This is a genomic window from Variovorax jilinensis, from assembly GCF_030316885.1.
In the GTDB taxonomy this organism is placed as follows: domain Bacteria; phylum Pseudomonadota; class Gammaproteobacteria; order Burkholderiales; family Burkholderiaceae_C; genus Variovorax; species Variovorax jilinensis.
In genome coordinates this window covers 132432-153158 of the sequence record NZ_JASZYQ010000003.1, presented here as the reverse complement: position 1 = coordinate 153158, position 20727 = coordinate 132432, and the positions used below count along the sequence as shown (strand labels likewise).

The 20727-nt window shown below is 68.1% G+C and carries 18 protein-coding genes; 9 read left to right on the top strand and 9 right to left on the bottom strand.

Translation table 11 applies throughout. The annotated features are described in order from the left end of the window. Position 1: 1 nt before the first annotated feature. Positions 2-313, bottom strand: coding sequence for a phosphopantetheine-binding protein (locus tag QTH87_RS12250; protein WP_286609285.1), 312 nt, complete (start codon positions 311-313; stop codon positions 2-4). A 146-nt stretch (positions 314-459) separates the two neighbouring features. Between QTH87_RS12250 and QTH87_RS12245 the strand changes: the two genes are divergently transcribed. Continuing rightward, complete coding sequence (locus QTH87_RS12245; protein ID WP_286609283.1) at positions 460-1983, top strand: helicase HerA-like domain-containing protein; 1524 nt, start codon at positions 460-462, stop codon at positions 1981-1983. Positions 1984-2011: 28 nt separating this feature from the next. Here QTH87_RS12245 and QTH87_RS12240 read toward each other — a convergent pair whose 3' ends face one another. Together QTH87_RS12240 and QTH87_RS12235 are read right to left on the bottom strand one after the other, a co-directional pair. Then, on the bottom strand, positions 2012-2653 hold the full coding sequence (locus QTH87_RS12240) for an NrsF family protein (RefSeq protein WP_286609281.1): 642 nt from the start codon (positions 2651-2653) through the stop codon (positions 2012-2014). After that, a complete protein-coding gene (locus QTH87_RS12235; RefSeq protein WP_286609280.1) occupies positions 2650-3207 on the bottom strand; it encodes a sigma-70 family RNA polymerase sigma factor in 558 nt (185 codons plus the stop codon). Before QTH87_RS12235 ends, QTH87_RS12240 begins: the two co-directional genes overlap by 4 nt. Before the next feature lie 170 nt (positions 3208-3377). Between QTH87_RS12235 and QTH87_RS12230 the strand changes: the two genes are divergently transcribed. The 8 genes from QTH87_RS12230 (at position 3378) to QTH87_RS12195 (ending at position 12765) form a co-directional block, all read left to right on the top strand. After that, positions 3378-4697 carry a GTP cyclohydrolase II gene (locus QTH87_RS12230; RefSeq protein ID WP_286609279.1) on the top strand — a complete coding sequence of 440 codons (1320 nt, stop codon included), beginning with the start codon at positions 3378-3380 and terminating at the stop codon, positions 4695-4697. Next, complete coding sequence (locus QTH87_RS12225; RefSeq protein WP_286609278.1) at positions 4694-6103, top strand: DUF1688 family protein; 1410 nt, start codon at positions 4694-4696, stop codon at positions 6101-6103. The genes QTH87_RS12230 and QTH87_RS12225 overlap by 4 nt, the downstream gene beginning before the upstream one ends. Positions 6104-6160: 57 nt before the next feature. Continuing rightward, a complete protein-coding gene (gene upp, locus QTH87_RS12220; RefSeq protein ID WP_286609277.1) occupies positions 6161-6790 on the top strand; it encodes a uracil phosphoribosyltransferase in 630 nt (209 codons plus the stop codon). A gap of 148 nt (positions 6791-6938) precedes the next feature. Next, on the top strand, positions 6939-7940 hold the full coding sequence (locus tag QTH87_RS12215; protein WP_286609275.1) for a BMP family protein: 1002 nt from the start codon (positions 6939-6941) through the stop codon (positions 7938-7940). A gap of 23 nt (positions 7941-7963) precedes the next feature. After that, the gene (locus QTH87_RS12210; protein WP_444812792.1) at positions 7964-9493 is read left to right on the top strand and encodes an ABC transporter ATP-binding protein; all 1530 of its coding nucleotides are present in this window, start codon (positions 7964-7966) and stop codon (positions 9491-9493) included. After that, complete coding sequence (locus QTH87_RS12205; protein WP_286609273.1) at positions 9490-10551, top strand: ABC transporter permease; 1062 nt, start codon at positions 9490-9492, stop codon at positions 10549-10551. The genes QTH87_RS12210 and QTH87_RS12205 overlap by 4 nt, the downstream gene beginning before the upstream one ends. Before the next feature lie 7 nt (positions 10552-10558). Beyond that, positions 10559-11482: an ABC transporter permease gene (locus QTH87_RS12200; RefSeq protein ID WP_286609271.1), complete on the top strand. Its 924-nt coding sequence runs from the start codon at positions 10559-10561 to the stop codon at positions 11480-11482. Continuing rightward, positions 11482-12765, top strand: coding sequence for an amidohydrolase family protein (locus tag QTH87_RS12195; protein ID WP_286609269.1), 1284 nt, complete (start codon positions 11482-11484; stop codon positions 12763-12765). The genes QTH87_RS12200 and QTH87_RS12195 overlap by 1 nt, the downstream gene beginning before the upstream one ends. 40 nt (positions 12766-12805) lie before the next feature. On the opposite strand, the gene QTH87_RS12190 is transcribed toward QTH87_RS12195, so the two are convergent. The 6 genes from QTH87_RS12190 to icd form a co-directional block, all read right to left on the bottom strand. Next, positions 12806-13324 carry a GNAT family N-acetyltransferase gene (locus QTH87_RS12190; RefSeq protein WP_286609266.1) on the bottom strand — a complete coding sequence of 173 codons (519 nt, stop codon included), beginning with the start codon at positions 13322-13324 and terminating at the stop codon, positions 12806-12808. Between the two features lie 5 nt (positions 13325-13329). Next, positions 13330-14775: an exodeoxyribonuclease I gene (sbcB, locus tag QTH87_RS12185; RefSeq protein ID WP_286609264.1), complete on the bottom strand. Its 1446-nt coding sequence runs from the start codon at positions 14773-14775 to the stop codon at positions 13330-13332. Between the two features lie 4 nt (positions 14776-14779). Further along, the gene (gene cls, locus QTH87_RS12180) at positions 14780-16237 is read right to left on the bottom strand and encodes a cardiolipin synthase (protein WP_286610374.1); all 1458 of its coding nucleotides are present in this window, start codon (positions 16235-16237) and stop codon (positions 14780-14782) included. A gap of 98 nt (positions 16238-16335) precedes the next feature. Then, positions 16336-18657 (bottom strand): ATP-dependent Clp protease ATP-binding subunit ClpA, encoded by a 2322-nt coding sequence (gene clpA, locus QTH87_RS12175; protein ID WP_286609262.1) that lies wholly within the window; start codon positions 18655-18657, stop codon positions 16336-16338. Between the two features lie 67 nt (positions 18658-18724). Then, positions 18725-19084 carry an ATP-dependent Clp protease adapter ClpS gene (clpS, locus tag QTH87_RS12170; RefSeq protein ID WP_286609261.1) on the bottom strand — a complete coding sequence of 120 codons (360 nt, stop codon included), beginning with the start codon at positions 19082-19084 and terminating at the stop codon, positions 18725-18727. Positions 19085-19303: 219 nt separating this feature from the next. Further along, a complete protein-coding gene (icd, locus tag QTH87_RS12165; protein ID WP_286609259.1) occupies positions 19304-20563 on the bottom strand; it encodes an NADP-dependent isocitrate dehydrogenase in 1260 nt (419 codons plus the stop codon). Positions 20564-20727 lie beyond the last annotated feature (164 nt).

Below are 20727 nucleotides of genomic sequence, written 5' to 3'. Positions count from 1 at the left end.
GTCAGGAAGCGCCGCGATGCTGCGCGACATGCGCCGCAAGGCTGCGCAGCGATTCGAAGATCTGCTGGTTTCGTTCGTCGTCCGAACGCAGCTGGAAGCCGTACTTGCGCGAGACTTCGAGCGCGACTTCGAGGATGTCGATGGAGTCCAGGCCCAGGCCTTCGCCGTAGAGCGGCGCGGTCGGCACGATGTCCGCCGGAGCCACTTCGAGGTTCAGCGATTCGACCAGCAGGACGGCCAATTCATTCTCTAGAGCGGACTGGGCAGAGGGGTCGCCGGCGGCGGGCACGGATGAGGGGACAGACGATGACAAATGAAACTCCGGGACCAATTTGAGACGCGTGTGCCGTGGGGCTGGCGGGCATATCTTTGCAGGTCCCCTGGGAACCTTCGCGTGGACGGCGATTATAGAAGGCCGGCTTCGCTAGACTGACCCCCTGGAAACCACCGGAAAACCCCATGGCCGACCCCCTGCTCATCGCCCGCCACGGCGACATCGAATGCAACCTGCTGCCCGCCCTGGCCAACCGCCACGGCCTGATCACCGGCGCCACCGGCACCGGCAAGACCGTGACGCTGCAGACCCTGGCCGAGAAGCTGTCGGCGATCGGCGTTCCGGTCTTCATGGCCGACGTCAAGGGCGACCTCACGGGCGCCAGCCAGGCCGGCAGCATCGGCGCCAAGATGGCGGCCACGCTGAAGGAGCGCGGGCTCGACCTTCCCGCGCCGCTGGCCTGCCCGGTCACGCTGTGGGACGTGTTCGGCGAACAGGGCCATCCGGTGCGCGCCACCATCTCCGACATGGGGCCGCTGCTGCTGGGACGCATGCTGAACCTCAACGAGACGCAGTCGGGCGTGCTGAACCTGGTGTTCAAGATCGCGGACGACAACGGCCTGCTGCTGCTCGACCTCAAGGACCTGCGCGCCATGCTGCAGCATGTCGGCGAGAACGCGAGCCAGTTCACGACCGAATACGGAAACATCAGCGCGGCCAGCGTCGGCGCGATCCAGCGCGGGCTGCTGGCCATCGAGACGCAGGGCGGCGACAAGTTCTTCGGCGAGCCGATGCTCAACATCGCCGACTTCATGCAGACCGAGGGCGGCAAGGGGGTGGTCAACATCCTCGCGGCCGACAAGCTCATGAACTCGCCGCGCCTGTATGCCACCTTCCTGCTGTGGCTGCTGTCCGAGCTGTTCGAGCAGCTGCCCGAGATCGGCGACCCCGACCAGCCCAAGCTGGTGTTCTTCTTCGACGAGGCCCACCTGCTCTTCAACGAGGCGCCCAAGGCCCTGGTGGAGCGCATCGAGCTGGTCGTGAGGCTGGTGCGCTCCAAGGGCGTGGGCGTCTTCTTCGTCACCCAGAATCCGCTCGACATTCCGGATTCGGTGCTCGCGCAGCTCGGCAACCGGGTGCAGCACGCGCTGCGCGCCTTCACGCCGCGCGACCAGAAGGCGGTCAAGGCGACCGCCACCACGATGCGGCAAAAGCCCGGACTCGACATCGAGGCCGCCATCACCGAGCTCGCGGTCGGCGAGGCACTGGTGAGCTTCCTCGACGACAAGGGCCGCCCGAGCATCACCGAGCGGGTGTACGTGCTGCCGCCCGGCAGCCAGATCGGACCGATCACCGCGGCCCAGCGGCAGGCGCTGATCGCCAGTTCGCTGGTCGCGGGCGTCTACGAGAAGGCGGTCGACCGCGAGTCGGCCTACGAGAAGCTCAAGGGCCGCGCCGACAGCGCGCCCGATGCACCCGCGCCGGCCGGCGCCAAGGGCAAGGCCGGCGCCCCGGCCGAAGCCGAGTCCGGCGGGATGATGGGCGGCCTCAACGAGATCCTGTTCGGCTCCACCGGTCCGCGCGGCGGCAAGCGCGACGGGCTCGCGCAAACCATGGCCAAGTCGGCCGTCCGCACCATGGGCACTTCGGTCGGCCGCGAGATCCTGCGCGGCGTGCTGGGCGGCATCTTCGGCTCGAAGAAGCGTTGAACAATCCGGCGATGTCCGCCGAGGCACCTCACCAGCGCAGCAGCCGGGCCCCCACCACCGCTCCGGCCACCACCGGCAGCGCGATCCCGGCGACGTACCACATCGCGATGAAGGGCGCCGCCAGTTCCTGGCAATGAAAGGCATAGACCGCGGCGCCCGTGCCGCCGGCCAGCAGGCCGGCCGCCGCGCCGGCCAGCGCGGGCCGGGTCGGGGCCAGGCCCTTCAGGGCCCACAGCGCGGTCAGGAAGACGGGCAGCGAGATCATCGCGATGCTGGCGCCGCAGCTGCGCCAGGTCTGGCCCCAGACCAGCTCGGCGCGCTCGCCGGCCGGTGCCGCCCACAGCGCCACCAGCGCCAGCACCCAGATCAGCAGCAACGGCGCCGCGAGGCCGACCCAGGCCCTGCGCACCCGCACGCCGGGTCGCGCGAGGCGGTGGACGATCACGAAGCCGGCTGCACCGATCGAGACCCCGAACAGCAGCCGGACCCAGAACATCGGCCAGAACATGGCCTGGATCAGGTCGCGTCGCGGGCCGAACGCCATCCAGGCCCAGGCCACGGCGAACGGCAGGCCCACCGCAAGCGCCAGCCACAGCCGCTGCGAGGTGCGATGGCGCGGCACCGGTTCGAGCTGCGCGGCGAGCATCGACACCAGCCGGTCGGTCTTCATGGTCGGTCTCCCCCTGCGAACTTCTTCGCCAGCGCCTTGAGCCCTCGATGCACGCCGACCTTGACGGCCGACTCCGACATGCCTGTGAGGCGCGCGGTCTCGGCCACCGAGAGCCCCGCGAGCTTGACGTGCACGATGGGCAGCCGCTGCCGATCCGGCAAAGTCGCGAGCAGCCCGTCCAGGTCGCGCCGGGCGTCGCTGGCCTCGATCGCCGAATCGGCGAACAGCGCCATTTCGTCGTCGATCGGGTCGTGCAGTGCCTCACGCACGGACTTGGCCCGCAGCAGATCGATCATCTTGTAGCGCGCGATCGCATGCACCCAGGCGGTGAGCGGCTGGTCGGACTGATAGGTGTGGCGCTGGTTGTGCATGGCGAGTAGGCATTCCTGCACCAGGTCCTCGACCTCGTCGGGCCAGCCGAACAGGCGCCGGCCCAGAAAGGCCCGCAGGTGCGAGGCCAGCTGCTGCAGGAAGCTGCGATAGGCCACGGCGTCGCCGGCGAGGCCGCGCACGAACAGGTCGTGCAGCCGCATCTCCGCTTCGCTCCTGGCCATCGGGCTTTCCATTCTCATTCGTGCGTGGATCGACACCGGTTACGGGCGCCGCGAAAAACAAGGTTCGCGCGGATTGTGCCGTGCACGCCGCCCGCTTACGGCGAATGGCGTACACGCTGGCTTGCCAGTTGCGAAACGCCTCGGTACATTGCTGTTTTTGAGGGCCTGCAATGTCCGTTGACACCGTTCCGACCACTTCTTCTCCCCCTTCGTCTCCCGCCTCGCTCTCGCCCATCCTTCCTGCCAGCCAGGCCCCTCGCAGCCATATCCGCCTGACCTCGCACGCTGGCGGCTTCGGCGCCCTGCCCATCCAATGGGGCGCTGCTTCCGCCGCCGAGCGCGGCCCGGTCGTCGGCACCACCACCAAGCGCGCACACCGCAACGTCATCGGCACCCACAGCGGTTCCTACAGCGTCTACCGCGCGCTGGCGGTGGCCGCGGGGGCGCTCGATCCGCAGCACAAGGCCGACCTCACGAACACCGCGCCGACCGACGTCATCGGCCCCTATCCGCAGTGGAGCGAGCCGGGCCGCATCGTCTCGCTCGATCCCTGGGGCGCGCTGGTGGCCGACGTGTTCTCGACCGAGCTCGCGGCCGGCTACGACATCCGCCCGACCATCGCGATCACCAAGGCCCACGTGATCCTGCCCGAGGTGATCGAGGCCCTGCAGAGCGGACGGCTCAAGGCCGACGGCAAGTTCCTGACCGCCGGCGGCGCCGCCATGGTGACCAAGGCCGCGATCGAGCCGGTCTGGTACCTGCCTGCGGTCGCGAAGCGCTTCGGCTGCTCCGAGACCGACCTGCGGCGCGTGCTGTTCGAGGAAACCGGCGGCATGTATCCCGAACTGGTCACGCGCTCCGACCTCGAGGTGTTCCTGCCGCCGATCGGCGGCCAGACCATCTACATCTTCGGCAACCCGCGCGACCTCGCCAATCCCGAGGTCGAGCTGACCGCGCGCATCCACGACGAATGCAACGGCTCGGATGTCTTCGGCTCCGACATCTGCACCTGCCGCCCCTACCTCACGCACGCGATCGAGGAATGCATCCAGGGCGCGCAGCGCGGTGGCGTCGGCCTGATCGCCTACTCGCGCAAGGAAGGCCGGGCGCTCGGCGAGGTCACCAAGTTCCTGGTCTACAACGCCCGCAAGCGCCAGGTCGGCGGCGACACGGCCGACCAGTATTTCGCCCGCACCGAATGCGTGGCCGGCGTGCAGGACATGCGCTTCCAGGAGCTGATGCCCGACGTCTTCCACTGGCTGGGCATCCGCAAGATCCACCGCCTGGTGTCGATGAGCAACATGAAGTTCGACGCCATCACGGGTTCGGGGATCGAGATCGGCACCCGCGTCAACATTCCCGAGGAACTGATTCCGGCCGATGCCCGGGTCGAGATGGATGCCAAGATGGCAGCCGGTTACTTCACGCCGGGCGCGGTGCCCGATGCCGAGGAACTGAAGAAGGCCAAGGGCCGGGGACTGAGCGAATGAGCAGCAACAACTACGGCCTGGACCCCGAACGTCCGACCGCCAACCCCGCGGTACGCAGTGCCGATGCCCAGGGCCATGTCGATCCGGCACTCGAATTCGTCGGCGACACGGCCCATGCCGCCGGTGCCGCGGCCTTCCTGCGCAGCACGCAGGCCGTGCGCAGCCGCGCCGCCGCGCTGCTCGCGCGGGCCCGCGCCGGCGAATCGAAGTGGTTCACGATCGGCGCCGACAACGCGCTCGAGGACACCGCGCGCACGGTGGCCGAAGTCACCCAGGAACGCTACAGCTGGGGACCGATTCCCTATCACAGCCGCTGGCGGCACTTCGAGGCCGGCGGCGTGAACCGTGTGGCCGCGCTCGACGAACTGCTGGGCGATGCCGATGCCCGCCAGCGTGCCCGCGCCCATATCGACCTGGTGCTGGTGAGCGTGCTGCTCGACGCCGGCGCGGGTCCCGACTGGCACTATGTCGAGGCCGCGAACGGCCAGCGCTTCACGCGTTCCGAGGGCCTCGCGGTCGCGAGCTTCCATGCCTTCACGAGCGGCCTGTTCTCGTCGAATCCGGCCCGGCCGCTGCAGGCCGACGCGGCGGGGCTGCGTGCCCTGGTCACCGACCGGCTCGGCGACGCCTTCCAGGTCAGCGACTTCAATCCGCTGGTCGGACTCGCGGGACGCGCGACCCTGCTGCGCCGCCTCGGCGAGGCGATGAACGAGCGGCCCGAGGTGTTCGGCGACGACGGCCGTCCGGGCGGCCTGTTCGATGCGCTGGTCGGCCCCTATGGCCCGGCCGCCCCTCCGACCGCGGAGATCACGGCCCACGAGATCCTTTCGCTGCTGCTCGATTCGCTGTCGGGCATCTGGCCTGCGGCCAACGCGATCGACAGCATCGCGGCCGACGGCAGCGACCAGCCCGGCGGCATCGGCTCGGGCGATCCGGCGCTCGCGCTCGGCGACTGCTGGCGCCACAGCGCGGTGGTCGGCCCCGGCCTCACGAACGGCTGGATGCCGTTCCACAAGCTGTCGCAGTGGCTCAGCTATTCGCTGCTCGAACCCTTCGAATGGGCCGGCGTGTCGGTGCGCCATGTCGCGGCGCTCACCGCGCTGCCCGAGTACCGCAACGGCGGCCTCCTGATCGACAGCGGGCTGGTCGTGCCGCGCAGCCCCGAACTGCTCGAGCGCACCTGGAAGGTCGGCGACGAGTTCATCGTCGAATGGCGGGCGCTGACGGTCGCGCTGCTCGACGAGGTGGCCGCGCGCGTGCGCCACGTGATGGAGCGCAGCGAGGAAGAGCTGCCGCTGGCGCGCGTGCTCGAGGGTGGCACCTGGGCCGCCGGCCGCGTGATGGCACAGCGCTTGCGTGAGGGTGCCCCACCCCTGCGCATCGAGAGCGACGGCACCGTCTTCTAGACTCACACCCTCTTTCCAACAACGACAAGAGCGCCTCGCGCTTCTCGCCCCACATCCATGAGCAACGTCCACCTCGTCGACCACCCCCTCGTCCAGCACAAGCTCACGCTGATGCGCCGCAAGGAGGCCAGTACCAACAGCTTTCGCCGTCTTCTCAACGAGATCAGCATGCTGATGGCCTACGAGGTCACGCGCGACATGCCGATGCAGGACATCGAGATCGAGACCCCGCTCGAAACGATGCAAGCCAAGGTGATCGACGGCAAGAAGCTGGTGCTGGTGTCGATCCTGCGCGCCGGCACCGGCATCCTGGACGGCATGCTGAGCGTGGTGCCCGGCGCCCGCGTCGGCCACATCGGGCTCTACCGGGACCCGAAGACGCTGACCGCGGTGGAGTACTACTTCAAGATGCCGAGCGACATGGAGGACCGCGACTGCATCGTGGTCGATCCGATGCTGGCCACCGGCAACTCGGCGGTGGCGGCGGTCGAGCGGCTCAAGGAACTGAACCCCAAGTCGATCAAGTTCGTCTGCCTCCTGACCTGCCCCGAGGGCGTCAAGACCATGCAGGACGCGCACCCCGACGTGCCGATCTACACCGCCGCCATCGACCGCGAACTCAGCAGCCACGGCTACATCCTTCCGGGCCTTGGCGATGCGGGCGACCGCATCTTCGGGACGAAGTAGCTCGCCCCCAGATTGGCTCACTTGGTGTAGTCGCCCACCCCCTGCCGGGGGCAACACCCGAGGCCCGGCAAGGCGGTTCCTCGGTGTGTCCCGAAGGACCCGCATCGTTCATCGCCGTCAGATATTCATTCACTCGAGGAGAAGCACAGTGACAGCACGCCGCCAGTTGATCATCCGTTCGGTCGCCATTGCCGCCGCGCTCGCGGCCGGAGCGCCGGGGCTCGCACTCGCGCAGGCCAAGCTCAAGGTGGCGGCGGTCTACACCGTGCCCTTCGAGCAGCAATGGGTGGGCCGCATCCACAAGGCGCTGAAGGCGGCCGAGGCCCGCGGCGAGATCGAGTACACGGCCACCGAGAACGTCTCCAACGCCGATTACGAACGCGTCATGCGCGAGTACGCGACCGCCGGCAACCAGCTCATCCTGGGCGAGGTGTTCGGCGTCGAGGCGGCGGCGCGCAAGGTCGCGAAGGACTTTCCGAAGACCGCCTTCCTGATGGGCTCGTCGCTAAAGCCGCAGGCGCCCAACTTCTCGGTCTTCGACAACTACATCCAGGAACCGGCCTACCTGTCGGGCATGGTGGCCGGCGGCATGACCAAGACCAACAAGATCGGCATGGTCGGCGGCTTCCCGATTCCCGAGGTCAACCGCCTCATGAACGCCTTCATGGCCGGCGCCAAGGAGGTCAATCCCAAGACCGAGTTCAGCGTCAGCTTCATCAACAGCTGGTTCGATCCGCCGAAGGCCAAGGAAGCGGCCTTCGCGATGATCGACAAGGGCGCCGACGTGATGTACGCCGAGCGCTTCGGCGTCAGCGACGCGGCCAAGGAAAAGGGCAAGCTCGCGATCGGCAACGTGATCAACACGCAGGACAAGTACCCCGACACCGTGGTCGCCTCGGCGCTCTGGAACTTCGAGCCCGCCGCCGACCGCGCGATCAAGCTCGTGAAGGAAGGCAAGTACGCGGCCGAGGACTACGGCCCCTACGCGATGATGAAGCACAAGGGCTCGGAGCTCGCGCCGCTCGGCACCTTCGAGACCAAGGTGCCGGCCGATGTGGTCGCCAAGGTCAAGGCCAGGCAGGCCGACATCCTGTCGGGCAAGTTCACAGTCAAGGTGGACGACAGCGCGCCCAAGTCCACCGCCAAGTGAGTGCCACGCCCGGGGCCATGCCCATGGCGGCGGTGCTCGCGCTGCGCGGCATCACGAAGCGCTTCGGCACACTGGTCGCGAACAAGTCGATCTCGCTCGACCTGCAGCCCGGCGAGGTGCTCGCGCTGCTGGGCGAAAACGGCGCCGGCAAGTCGACCCTGATGTCCATCCTGTTCGGGCACTACGTGGCCGACGAGGGTGACATCGAGGTGTTCGGCCGCCCGCTCGCCCCCGGCAACCCGAAGGCCGCGCTGGCCGCCGGCATCGGCATGGTGCACCAGCACTTCACGCTGGCCGACAACCTCAGCGTGCTCGACAACGTGATGATGGGCACCGAATCGCTCTGGCAGCCCTTCTCCCGCCGCGCCGCTGCCCGCGCCCGCCTGCTCGAGGTGGCACAGCGCTTCGGCCTGCCGGTGGTGCCCGAGGCGCGGGTCGGCAACCTCTCGGTCGGCGAACGGCAGCGCGTGGAAATCCTCAAGGCATTGGTGCGCGACGCGCGCATCCTGATCCTCGACGAGCCGACCGCGGTGCTGACGCCGCAGGAGAGCGAGGCCCTGTTCGAGACGCTTGCGCAGATGGTAGCCCAGGGCCTGTCGATCATCTTCATCAGCCACAAGCTGGGCGAGGTGCTGCGCGTCTCGCACCGGGTCGCGGTTCTGCGCGGCGGTGCGCTCGTGGCCGAGGCGCGCACCGGCGACACCACCGAGGCCCAGCTTGCCCAATGGATGGTGGGCCATGCGGTCGAGCAGGCTGCGCGCCGGCCCGCCGAGCGCGTCGGCGACGCGGTCTGCGTGCTCGACCACGTGCGCACCGCGGGCAGCGGCCACGACCGCCTCGAGGAAGTGTCGCTGACCCTGCGCGCAGGCGAGATCACGGCCATCGCCGGGGTCTCCGGCAACGGGCAGGTGGCTCTGGCCGAATTGCTGTGCGGCACCCGGCGCGCGAGCGCGGGCAGCGTGCGTCTCATGGGACGCGAGCTGCCGCCGGCGCCCGCCCGGCTGGTGCAGCGCGGCGTCGCGCGCATACCCGAGGACCGGCATGCGGTCGGCGTCGTGGGCGACCTGCCGGTGTGGGAGAACGCGGTCTCGGAGCGCCTGCGCAGCCGCGCCTTCTCGCGCTTCCTGTGGGTGCGGCGCGGTCTCGCCAAGGCCCATGCGAAGGCGGTCGAGCGCGCCTTCGACGTGCGCGGCGGCGGTCTCGAATCGCCCGCGCGCGCGCTGTCGGGCGGCAACATGCAGAAGCTCATCCTCGGCCGCGCCCTGCTGGCGCCTGCCTCGACGCCGGCGCAGAAACGCATCCCACGGCTGATCGTCGCCCACCAGCCGACCTGGGGCCTGGACATCGGCGCGGTGGCCTACGTGCAGCAGCAGCTGATCGCCGCGCGCGACGCCGGCGCCGCGGTGCTGCTGATCTCCGACGACCTCGACGAAGTGCTGACGCTCGGCGACCGGGTCGCCGTGATGCACGGCGGCCGCCTCGGCGAGCCGCGCGCGCCGGCGGCCTGGACCCGCGAGGCGATCGGCCTCGCGATGGCGGGGTCGGCGTCGTGAGGCTCGAGCGCCGCCACCAGGCTTCGCGCAGCGCGCTCGTGCTGGCGCCGATCGGCGCCGTGGTGTTCACGCTGCTGATCAGCGGCCTGCTGGTGCTGTGGGCCGGCGCACCGATCGGGCGCACCTACGCGCTGCTGCTGCAGGGCGGCTTCGGCTCCGTGTTCGCCTGGAGCGAGACGCTCACGCGCGCAGTTCCGCTGATCCTCACGGGCCTGGCCGCGACCGTGGCCTTCAAGGCGCGGCTCTTCAACATCGGCGCCGAGGGTCAGCTCTATGCAGGTGCGCTGGCCGCGGTCGCAGTCGGTGGCCTGCATGGCGGCACCGGCTTCGAATGGCCGACCTGGCTCCTGTTCCCGCTCATGATGGCGGCCGCTGCGCTGGCGGGCGCGCTGCTGCTGCTCGGGCCCGCGCTCATGAAGAACAAGCTCGGCGTCGACGAGGTCGTGACCACGCTGCTGATCAACTTCATCGTGCTGCTGGGCGTGTCGGCCCTGCTCGACGGCCCCATGAAGGACCCGAGCGCGATGGGCTGGCCGCAGAGCGTGTCGCTGCAGTCCGAGCTCGAACTCGGCAAGCTGGTCGCCCAGACGCGCGTGCACAGCGGCCTCGTCTGGGCCGGTGCGCTGTCGGTGATGGTGTGGGCGCTGTTCAAGTACACGGTGATCGGCTTCGACATCCGCGCGGTCGGCGCCAATGCGCGCGCCGCGGCCTTCGCAGGCGTGCCGGTCACGCGCACGGTCGTTACCGTGGCGCTGCTGTCGGGTGCGCTGGCGGGCCTCGCGGGCGCGATCGAGGTGGCCGGCCGCACCAGCTACGTCACGCTCGACATCTCGCCGGGCTACGGCTACAGCGGCATCGTGATCGCGATGCTGGCCGGCCTGCATCCGCTCGGCGTGCTGGCAGCCGGTGTCTTCGTGGCGGGCGTGATGGTCGGTGCCGACACCATGAGCCGGGCGGTCGGCGTGCCGACCTACATCGCCGACGTGATCGTCGCGACCTCGCTGATCGCGGTGCTGGTGGCGACGCTGCTCACGCAGTTTCGCGTGCGCTGGAAGTGAAGCGGCCATGAGCGACATCGCCGACATCCTCTCGAACGGCTCGTTCTGGGTCGCGGTGCTGCGCATCGCGACGCCGCTGATCTTCGGCACGCTGGGCGTGCTGTTGTGCGAGCGCGCGGGCGTGCTCAATCTCGGCATCGAAGGGATCATGGTCGCGGGCGCCTTCGCGGGCTGGCTCGCGGTGTATGCGGGCGCGCCGCTGTGGGTGGGCGTCGGCGTCGCCGCGCTCACGGGTGCGGTGTTCGGCCTGCTGCATGCCTTTCTCACGGTGGGGCTCGCGCTGTCGCAGCACGTCTCGGGACTCGGTATCACCCTGCTGGCCACGGCACTGAGCTACTACGGCTACCGCGTGAGCTTCCCGAAGGTCAGCACGCCACCGACCGTGACGCCGTTCGCGCCCATGGACTGGCTGCCGATCCCGGTGCTGAACGCCCAGACCGCGCTCACCTTGCTCGCGCTGCTGCTGGTGCCGCTGATCGCCTGGCTGCTGTACCGCACGCCGCTCGGACTCGCGGTGCGCATGGTGGGCGAGAATCCGCAGGCGGCCGAAGGCCAGGGCGTCTCGGTCGCGGCGACGCGCACCGGCGCGATCGTGGCGGGCTCGGCACTGATGGGCGTGGCGGGCTCCTTCCTCACGCTGTCGGCCTTCAATGCCTTCTTCTTCAACATGATCAACGGCCGCGGCTGGATCTGCGTCGCGCTGGTGGTGTTCGCCTCATGGCGGCCGGGCAAGGCGCTGCTGGGTGCCCTGCTGTTCGCCTTCTTCGATGCGCTGCAGCTGCGGCTGCAGCAGTCGGGCGATGCCGTGCTGCCCTACCAGATCTACCTGATGCTGCCCTACCTGCTGTCGATCCTCGCGCTGGTGCTGGTGGCACGCAAGGCCAGCTATCCGCAGGCGCTGATGAAACCCTATCGCAAGGGAGAACGCTGATGCTCGACCTCCTGATCCGCAACGCCACGCTGCCCGACGGCCGCAGCGAGATGTCTGTCGCCGTGCAGGACGGCCGCATCGCCGAGGTGACGGCCGGCCTCGATGCACCGGCCGCCCAGACCGTCGATGCCCAGGGCCTGCTGCTGACACCGCATTTCATCGACCCCCACTTCCACATGGACGCCACGCTGAGCTACGGCCTGCCGCGCGTCAACCAGAGCGGCACGCTGCTCGAAGGCATCGCGCTGTGGGGAGAGCTCAAGCCGCTGCTGAAGGCCGAGGCGCTGATCGAGCGCGCGCTCGCGTACTGCGACTGGGCTGTGGCCAAGGGCCTGCTCGCGATCCGCAGCCATGTCGACACCAGCGACGCCAGCCTGCTGGCGGTCGATGCGCTGCTCGAGGTCCGGCGCCAGGTCGCGCCCTATCTCGACCTGCAGCTGGTCGCCTTTCCGCAGGACGGCGTGCTGCGCTCGCCGGGCGGCATCGACAACCTCGAGCGCGCGCTCGACAAGGGCGTCGACGTGGTCGGCGGCATTCCGCATTTCGAGCGCACCATGGCCGAAGGCGCCGCAAGCGTGAAGTTGCTGTGCGAACTGGCGGCCGCGCGCGGCAAGCGCGTGGACATGCACTGCGACGAATCGGACGATCCGCTGTCGCGCCACATCGAGACGCTGGCCTTCGAGGCGCAGCGGCTCGGGCTGCAGGGCCGCGTCACCGGTTCGCACTGCACCTCGATGCACTCGATGGACAACTACTACGTGAGCAAGCTGCTGCCGCTGATCGCCGAGAGCGGCGTCGCGGTGGTGTCGAATCCGCTCATCAACATCACGCTGCAGGGCCGCCACGACAGCTACCCGAAACGCCGCGGCATGACGCGCGTGCCCGAACTCATGGCAGCGGGCGTCAACGTCGCCTTCGGCCACGACTGCGTGATGGACCCCTGGTACGGCATGGGTTCGGGCGACATGCTCGAGGTCGCGCACATGGGCCTGCACGTGGCGCAGATGACCAGCCAGGCCGGCATCCGGCAATGCTTCGACGCCGTGACCGTGAATGCCGCCAAGGTCTTCGGCCTGGAGAACTACGGGCTTGAAGCGGGCTGCGATGCCAGCTTCGTGCTGCTGCAGGCGCGCGATCCGGTCGAGGCAATCCGGCTGCGCGCCACCCGGCTCAAGGTCTGGCGCCGCGGTCAGCTGCTGGCCGAGACACCGGCCGCGACCGCGAGCCTGCATCTGCCTGGCCGGGCAGCCCAGACGGGCTGGATGATCCCGCGCGGCGCCTGAGGCGCCTCGTGCGCTTCTTGCGCGATTCGGTACGGGCGAGTCAGGCGAGCGGCGCGAGCGGGCGCCACATGTGGACCTTGGACAGATGGCGTCCGTCGAGCGCGACCGCGAAGGGCTCGATGCCGAAGACCTCGAAGCCGCAGCGCGCGTAAAGCCCTTGCGCCGAGGCATTGCCCTCGGTCACGGTCAGCTGGACCAGTGTCACGCCCTCGCGGCCGGCAGCCAGTTCGAGAACGCCGTCCACGAGTTGCCGCCCGAAGCCGGCCTGGCGCGCGTCGGGCGCCACGTACATGCCGAACAGGCCGGCCTTGTGGCGCGCCTTGCCGCGCGTTTCGAACTCGAGGCCGGCGGCGCCGACGAGACGGCCGCCATCGAAGGCGCCGAGTACCCGCTGCGTGGCCTGCGGCGAAGCGTCGAGTCGCCGCTGCCACCACGCGAGCGGCAGCGCAGCACGCTCCTCCGCGCTGGAGGTGAAGGCCTCGGGATGGCGCGCATAGGCCTCGAGCATCAACGCGCGGTAGGCGTCGGCATCGTCGGGCAGCAGCAGGCGCACGGTCATGGCGTTCAGCGCTCCGGCGCGATCGCCTCGGCGTACTCGTAGAGCGCGCCGAGGATCTCCTCGGCCCGAGCGTCCGCGCTTTCGGCCAGGGTGTCGATCTCCTCGAACAGCGCATCGACGTTGCGCGCACCGCCCTCGCCTTCGAGCAGCCGTGCGGCGCGGTGCGCCTCCCAGCGCTCGGCGCCCTGCTCGTCGAGCGTCTCGGGGAAGTTGCGCGCGCGGTAGCGGAACAGCAGTTCCTCGAGCCGCGGATCGTCGAAGCCCGTGCGCGCGCGCGCGAGATCGGCCGGCGACAGGCCGCGCAACTCGTTGAGCCGGCGCCGGTCGGCGTTGCCGACGAAGCCACCGTACAGGTCTTCATCGACATCGGGCGTGCCTTCGGCGCGCGGCCGCTCGTAGACCTGCGGCCAGATCGCGCTCATGTCGGGCAGCTCGGCGGCGATCGCGGCATGGCGCAGCGCGGCATCGACATCGATGCCCCAGCGCGTCGCCATCGCAGGCGCTAGCGTCTTGAGGTTGCCCACCACCATCGGCGACTTGTTCAGGTGGATGCCCTTGAGCGGCAGCCGCACCACGCCCTCGGGCAGGTCGGCGCTGCGCGTGAAGAGGCGCAGCCGCAAGGTCGCGACATCGAGGTCGCGCAGTTCGCCCGGATCGTGCGCGAGGTCCCAGGCCAGCAGTTCGTTCTTGTTGGTCGGATGGCTCGCGAGCGGCCACATGACGGCAAGGCAGCCGCGCGCTGCCGGGAACATGCCCGACACGTGCAGGAAGGGGCGCGCGCTCTCGCGCGTGGCGGGCAGGCCGAGTTCGCCGGCCACGCGGTCCTTGCGATGAAGGCCGAGTGCGAAATCGAACAGCTTGGGCTGCCGCGCACGGATGAGCCGCGCCAGCGCGATGGTGGCGCGCACGTCCGACAGCGCGTCGTGCGCCGATTCGTGCACCAGGCCATTGGCACGCGCGAGGTCCTCGAGCTTGAAAGTCGGGCTGCCGTCCGCCCTGGTCGGCCACTCGATGCCATCGGGCCGCAGCGCATAGGTGAGCCGGACCACGTCGAGCAGGTCCCAGCGTCCGCAGTCGTTCTGCCACTCGCGCGCGTAGGGATCGATCAGGTTGCGCCAGAACAGGAAGCGCGTGACCTCGTCGTCGAAGCGGATCGTGTTGTAGCCCACGCCAATGGTGCCGGGCTGCGAGAACGCCTGCTCGATGTCCGCCGCGAATCGATGCTCCGGCACGCCGCGCTCGAGGCAGGTCTGCGGCGTGATGCCGGTGATCAGGCAGGACTCGGCGCTCGGCAGGTAGTCGGGCGCGGGCTTGCAGTAGAGCATCAGCGGCTCGCCGATCTCGTTGAGCTCGGCATCGGTGCGGATGGCGGCGAACTGCGCGGGCCGGTCTCGGCGCGGCACGACGCCGAAAGTCTCGTAGTCGTGCCAGAGGAAGGTGTGTGGGGGCATGGGATCAGAGGAGCGGGGAAAACAGGCGCGCCATGGCATCGCCGAGGCGGCGCAAAAAGAACTGGCGCCGGTTGGAGCGCACCGGCGAGGCGCTGCGCAGGTCGGTCTCGAACTGGGCCTCGAGCGGCTTCGCGAGCGAGGTGCCGTAGATCACGGCCATGACCTCGAAGTTGAGCCTGAAGCTGCGGTTGTCGAAGTTCGCGGTACCGATCATCGCGCAGTGGTCGTCGACCACCAGCGTCTTCGAATGGAGCATGCGGGCCTTGTATTCCCACACCTTGACGCCCGCGGCGATCAGCTCGTCGTAGTAGGAGCGCGCCGCCGCGCTCACGATCAGCGAATCGCTGCGGCGCGGCACGAGCAGCCGCACGTCGACGCCGCGCAGCGCAGCGCTCGTGAGCGCCATCAGCGCCGGCTCGCCGGGCACGAAGTACGGCGTCGTGAGCCAGGCGCGGCGCTCGGACGACTGGATCGCCGCCAGGTGCATGCGATGGATGGCCTCGAGCGGGCTGTCGGGGCCGCTCGTGACGATCTGCACCGGGATGTCGCCCGCGGCCTCGTGGGGCGGCAGGATGGGCAGCAGCTGGTCGAGCGTGGTGTCCATCTGGCGCGGGTCTTCGCCGGTGGCATAGGTCCAGTCCTCGAGGAAGGTGGTCTGCAGCCAGCGCACCGCGCTGCCCTCGATGCGCAGGTGGACGTCGTGGTAGGCGTCGGTGCAGGTGCGCGAATCCTCTTCGTCGGTGATGTTGACGCCGCCCGTGAAGCCCACGCGCCCATCGCACACCACGATCTTGCGGTGGGTGCGGTAGTTGGTCACGGGGCGCAGCCGGCGGCCGATGCGTGTCTCGTGGAACAGCGCCACGGTGATGCCCGCGGCGTGCATCGGCGCCATGAACTTGCGGCCGATGCGCTTGGAGCCGAGTGCATCGAGGAGCACACGCACCGTCACCCCCTGCCCGGCGCGCTCGATCAGCAGGTCGCGCAGCGCGGTACCGATGCGATCGGGCTCGAAGATGTAGTACTCGAGGTGGACGTGGTCGCGCGCCTCGCGGATGGCATCGAAGATCGCGTCGAAGGTGCGGGCGCCGCCCGAGAGCAGCTCGATGCCGGTTGCGCTCGAGACCGGAAGCCCGCAGGTCGCGGTGCCGAGCGCCGCCATCTGCCGCAGTGCGGGCGGCGCACTCTCTCGGGCGTCGCGCAGCATCGCGAGATCGGCCGGTGCCAGCACGCTCGCGCGGCTGCGAAGCCGCTTGAGGCGCTGCTTCCTGAGCCGCTGCGGACCGAGGAAGTAGTAGACCAGGAAGCCCACGAACGGCAGCAGCGCGAGCGACAGGATCCAGCTCATCGTCGACACCGGCGCGCGCTTCTGCATCACGATCCAGATCGACAGCACGGCCATGTAGCCGCTCCAGGCGATGGACAGGCCGGTGCGCCATTCCTGGCTGAGCTCGGGGATCGCGATCAAGGTAGGGGAGCGTGCGGTGGGCGAACGAAAAAAAGGCCGGTAGCAATGCTACCGGCCTTCGGGGGCTGTCGATCCGCCGGTCCGGCGGAAGTCTCTCAACCCGCCGCCGCTTCTTCGGCCTCGGGCTTGGCCCGGCCTTCCTTCTTGGGCAGCGGCTGGATGTCGAGCTGCACTTCTTCCTTGTCGTCGAGGTCAACGGTCAGGCGACCACCTTCCTGCAGCCGGCCGAAGAGCAGCTCGTCGGCCAGGGCGCGACGGATCGTGTCCTGGATCAGGCGCTGCATCGGCCGCGCACCCATCAGAGGATCGAAGCCCTTCTTCGCCAGGTGCTTGCGCAGCACGTCGGTGAAGGTGACGTCAACCTTCTTCTCGGCCAGCTGCGTCTCGAGCTGCAGCAGGAACTTGTCGACCACGCGCAGGATGATCTGCTCGTCGAGCGCCTTGAAGCTCACCGTCGCATCCAGGCGATTGCGGAACTCGGGCGTGAACAGACGCTTGATGTCGGCCATCTCGTCGCCCGCCTGGCGCGGGTTGGTGAAGCCGATGGTCGCCTTGTTCATGGTCTCGGCACCCGCATTGGTGGTCATCACGATGATCACGTTGCGGAAGTCGGCCTTGCGTCCGTTGTTGTCCGTCAGCGTGCCGTGGTCCATCACCTGCAGCAGCACGTTGAAGATGTCCGGATGCGCCTTCTCGATCTCGTCGAGCAGGAGCACCGCGTGCGGCTTCTTGGTCACCGCCTCGGTCAGCAGGCCGCCCTGGTCGAAACCGACGTAGCCGGGAGGCGCGCCGATCAGCCGGCTCACTGCATGGCGCTCCATGTACTCCGACATGTCGAAGCGGATCAGCTCGATGCCCATGATGTAGGCCAGCTGCTTGGCCGCCTCGGTCTTGCCGACGCCCGTGGGACCACTGAACAGGAAGGAGCCGATCGGCTTGTCTTCGCGTCCCAGGCCCGAGCGCGCCATCTTGACCGCAGACGCCAGCACCTCGAGCGCCTTGTCCTGGCCGAACACCACGCTCTTGAGGTCGCGCTCGATGGTCTGCAGCTTGCCGCGGTCGTCGTTCGAGACGTTGGCCGGGGGAATGCGCGCGATCTTGGCGACGATCTCCTCGACCTCGGTCTTGCTGATGGTCTTCTTGCGCTTGCTCGCAGGCAGGATTCGCTGCGCCGCGCCGGCTTCGTCGATGACATCGATCGCCTTGTCGGGCAGGTGGCGGTCGTTGATGTACTTGGCGCTGAGCTCGGCGGCGGCCTGCAGGGCGGCCACGCCGTACTTGACGCCATGGTGCTCCTCGAAGCGCGACTTCAGGCCCTTGAGGATGTCGACAGTCTCGGCCACCGTCGGCTCGACCACGTCGACCTTCTGGAAGCGCCGCGACAGCGCCGCATCCTTCTCGAAGATGCCGCGGTACTCGGTGAAGGTGGTGGCGCCGATGCACTTGAGCTGGCCGCTGGAAAGCGCCGGCTTGAGCAGGTTCGACGCGTCGAGCGTGCCGCCCGAGGCCGCGCCGGCGCCGATCAGCGTGTGGATCTCGTCGATGAACAGGATCGCGTTCGGCTTGTCCTTGAGCGACTTGAGGACGCCCTTCAGGCGCTGCTCGAAGTCGCCGCGGTATTTGGTGCCGGCCAGCAGCGCGCCCATGTCGAGCGAATAGACGTTCGACTCGGCGAGGATCTCGGGCACCTCGTTCTGCGTGATGCGCCAGGCCAGGCCTTCGGCGATCGCGGTCTTGCCGACACCGGCCTCACCGACCAGCAGCGGGTTGTTCTTGCGCCGGCGGCACAGGATCTGGATCACGCGCTCGACCTCGTACTCGCGGCCGATCAGCGGATCGATCTTGCCGTCCTTGGCGAGCTGGTTGAGGTTCTGGGTGAACTGCTCGAGCGGCGAGGACTTCTCGTTCTTCTCGCCGCCGCCCTCTTCGCTTTCGCCCGAGGAGGCGTCGCTGCTGCCCTTGGCGGCTTCCGGCGGGTCGCTCTTCTTGATGCCGTGGGCAATGAAGTTGACGACGTCCAGGCGCGTCACGCCCTGCTGGTGCAGGTAGTAGACGGCGTGCGAGTCCTTCTCGCCGAAGATCGCCACCAGCACGTTGGCGCCGGTCACTTCCTTCTTGCCGTTGCCGGTGGACTGCACGTGCATGATCGCGCGCTGGATCACGCGCTGGAAACCCAGCGTCGGCTGGGTGTCGACGTCGTCGGTGCCCGCCACCTGGGGCGTGTTGTCCTTGATGAAGTTGGTGAGCGACGCGCGCAGGTCGTCGACGTTGGCCGAGCAGGCGCGCAGGACCTCTGCGGCGCTCGGGTTGTCCAGCAAGGCGAGCAGCAGGTGCTCCACCGTGATGAACTCGTGGCGCTGCTGTCTGGCTTCCACAAAAGCCATGTGCAGGCTGACTTCCAGTTCCTGGGCAATCATGTGATTTCCTTTTGCCTTGCTGTAAATAAATGATCAGATGGGTTGGAGCCGGCCTAATTCAACAGGTTCATCCTGCCGGTTCGCTCACGCATTGCAGCGGATGGCCAGCCTGGTGGGCCGCTTCCATCACCTGATTGACCTTGGTGGCCGCCATGTCGCGGGAGTACACCCCGCAGACGCCGCGACCATCGAGATGGATCTTGAGCATGATCTGGGTCGCGGTCTCGCGATCCTTATTGAAGAATTCCTGGATCACGACGATGACGAACTCCATCGGCGTGTAGTCGTCGTTGATCATGACGACCTGGAACATCTGGGGCGGCGCGGTCTTCTGCGGCCGGCGCTCGAGCACGACCGCATCGCCATCGTCCCGCTTCGGTTTCACCGCCGGGGGCGTCTTGGGGGTCGAGGGGATTCTGGTAGCCATGAAATTCATTTTATAGAGCCGCCGCCGGTTGCACTTGCCGTTGTGACACAACTGGTGGCAGCTTTGTGACATTCAAGGCGAAGCGCGCGCGACGACGTTCTTGACACATGCAAACAGCATGCCCCGAACGCTGCACCGATGCCGGCCCGGGGACTTTCCGGACGCAAAAAAACCCCGGCGCCGACTCGGCCCCGGGGTTGCTTGCCGATCGCCTGCTGCCTACATCTGGTCGATCATGACCTGACCGAAGCCCGAGCAGCTGACCTGGGTGGCGCCCTCCATGAGGCGCGCGAAGTCATAGGTGACCTTCTTGCTCGCAATCGCCTTTTCCATCGCGCTGATGATCAGGTCGGCCGCTTCGGTCCAGCCCATGTGGCGCAGCATCATCTCGGCCGAGAGGATCTCGGAACCCGGGTTGACGTAGTCCTTGCCGGCGTACTTGGGCGCCGTGCCGTGCGTGGCCTCGAACATCGCGACCGTGTCGCTGAGGTTGGCGCCCGGCGCGATGCCGATGCCGCCGACCTGGGCGGCTAGCGCGTCCGAGACGTAGTCGCCGTTCAGGTTCAGGGTCGCGATGACGCTGTACTCGGCCGGACGCAGCAGAATCTGTTGCAGGAACGCATCAGCGATCGAATCCTTGATGGTGATGTCCTTCCCGTTCCTGGGGCTCTTGAACTTCATCCACGGACCGCCATCGATCAGCTCGGCGCCGAATTCCCGGGCCGCGAGGCCGTAGCCCCAGTCGCGGAAGCCACCTTCGGTGAACTTCATGATGTTGCCCTTGTGCACCAGCGTGACGTTGGGCTTCTCGTTGTCGATCGCATACTGGATCGCCTTGCGCACCAGGCGCTCGGTGCCTTCGCGCGACACCGGCTTGACGCCGATGCCCGAAGTGTCGGGAAAGCGGATCTTCTTGACGCCCATTTCCTCCTGCAGGAACTTGATGAGCTTCTTCGCCTTGTCGCTCTCGGCTTCGAATTCGATGCCGGCGTAGATGTCTTCGGAGTTCTCGCGGAAGATCACCATGTTGGTCTTGTGCGGCTCCTTGACCGGGCTCGGCACACCCTCGAAATACTGGATCGGCCGCAGGCAGACGTAAAGATCGAGTTCCTGGCGCAACGCCACGTTCAGGGAGCGGATGCCGCCGCCTACCGGGGTCGTGAGCGGACCCTTGATCGAGACCACGAAATCGCGCACCGCATGCAGGGTTTCCTCGGGGAGCCAGACGTCAGGGCCGTACACCTTGGTCGATTTCTCGCCTGCGTAGACCTCCATCCACGAGATCTTGCGCTTGCCGCCATAGGACTTGGCCACGGCGGCATCGACCACCTTGAGCATCACCGGCGTGATGTCGAGCCCGGTGCCGTCGCCCTCGATGAACGGAATGATCGGCTGGTCGGGCACATTCAGCGAATTGTCGGCATTGACCGTGATCTTCTGGCCCTCGGTCGGGACTTGAATATGCTGATAGCTGGACATGGCGGCAAAACTCCGGGAGATAAAGGGCTGGAAGACTCCGGGTATCCAACCGGCTGAATAGCCTTAGAATTTTAGACGCAACCGGAGGGGCCCGAAGGATGTGTCAACCACAGCCGGACCGGCGCCGTTGTTGGCAGACCTTCTGCTGGCCGGGAGGCGTTTTC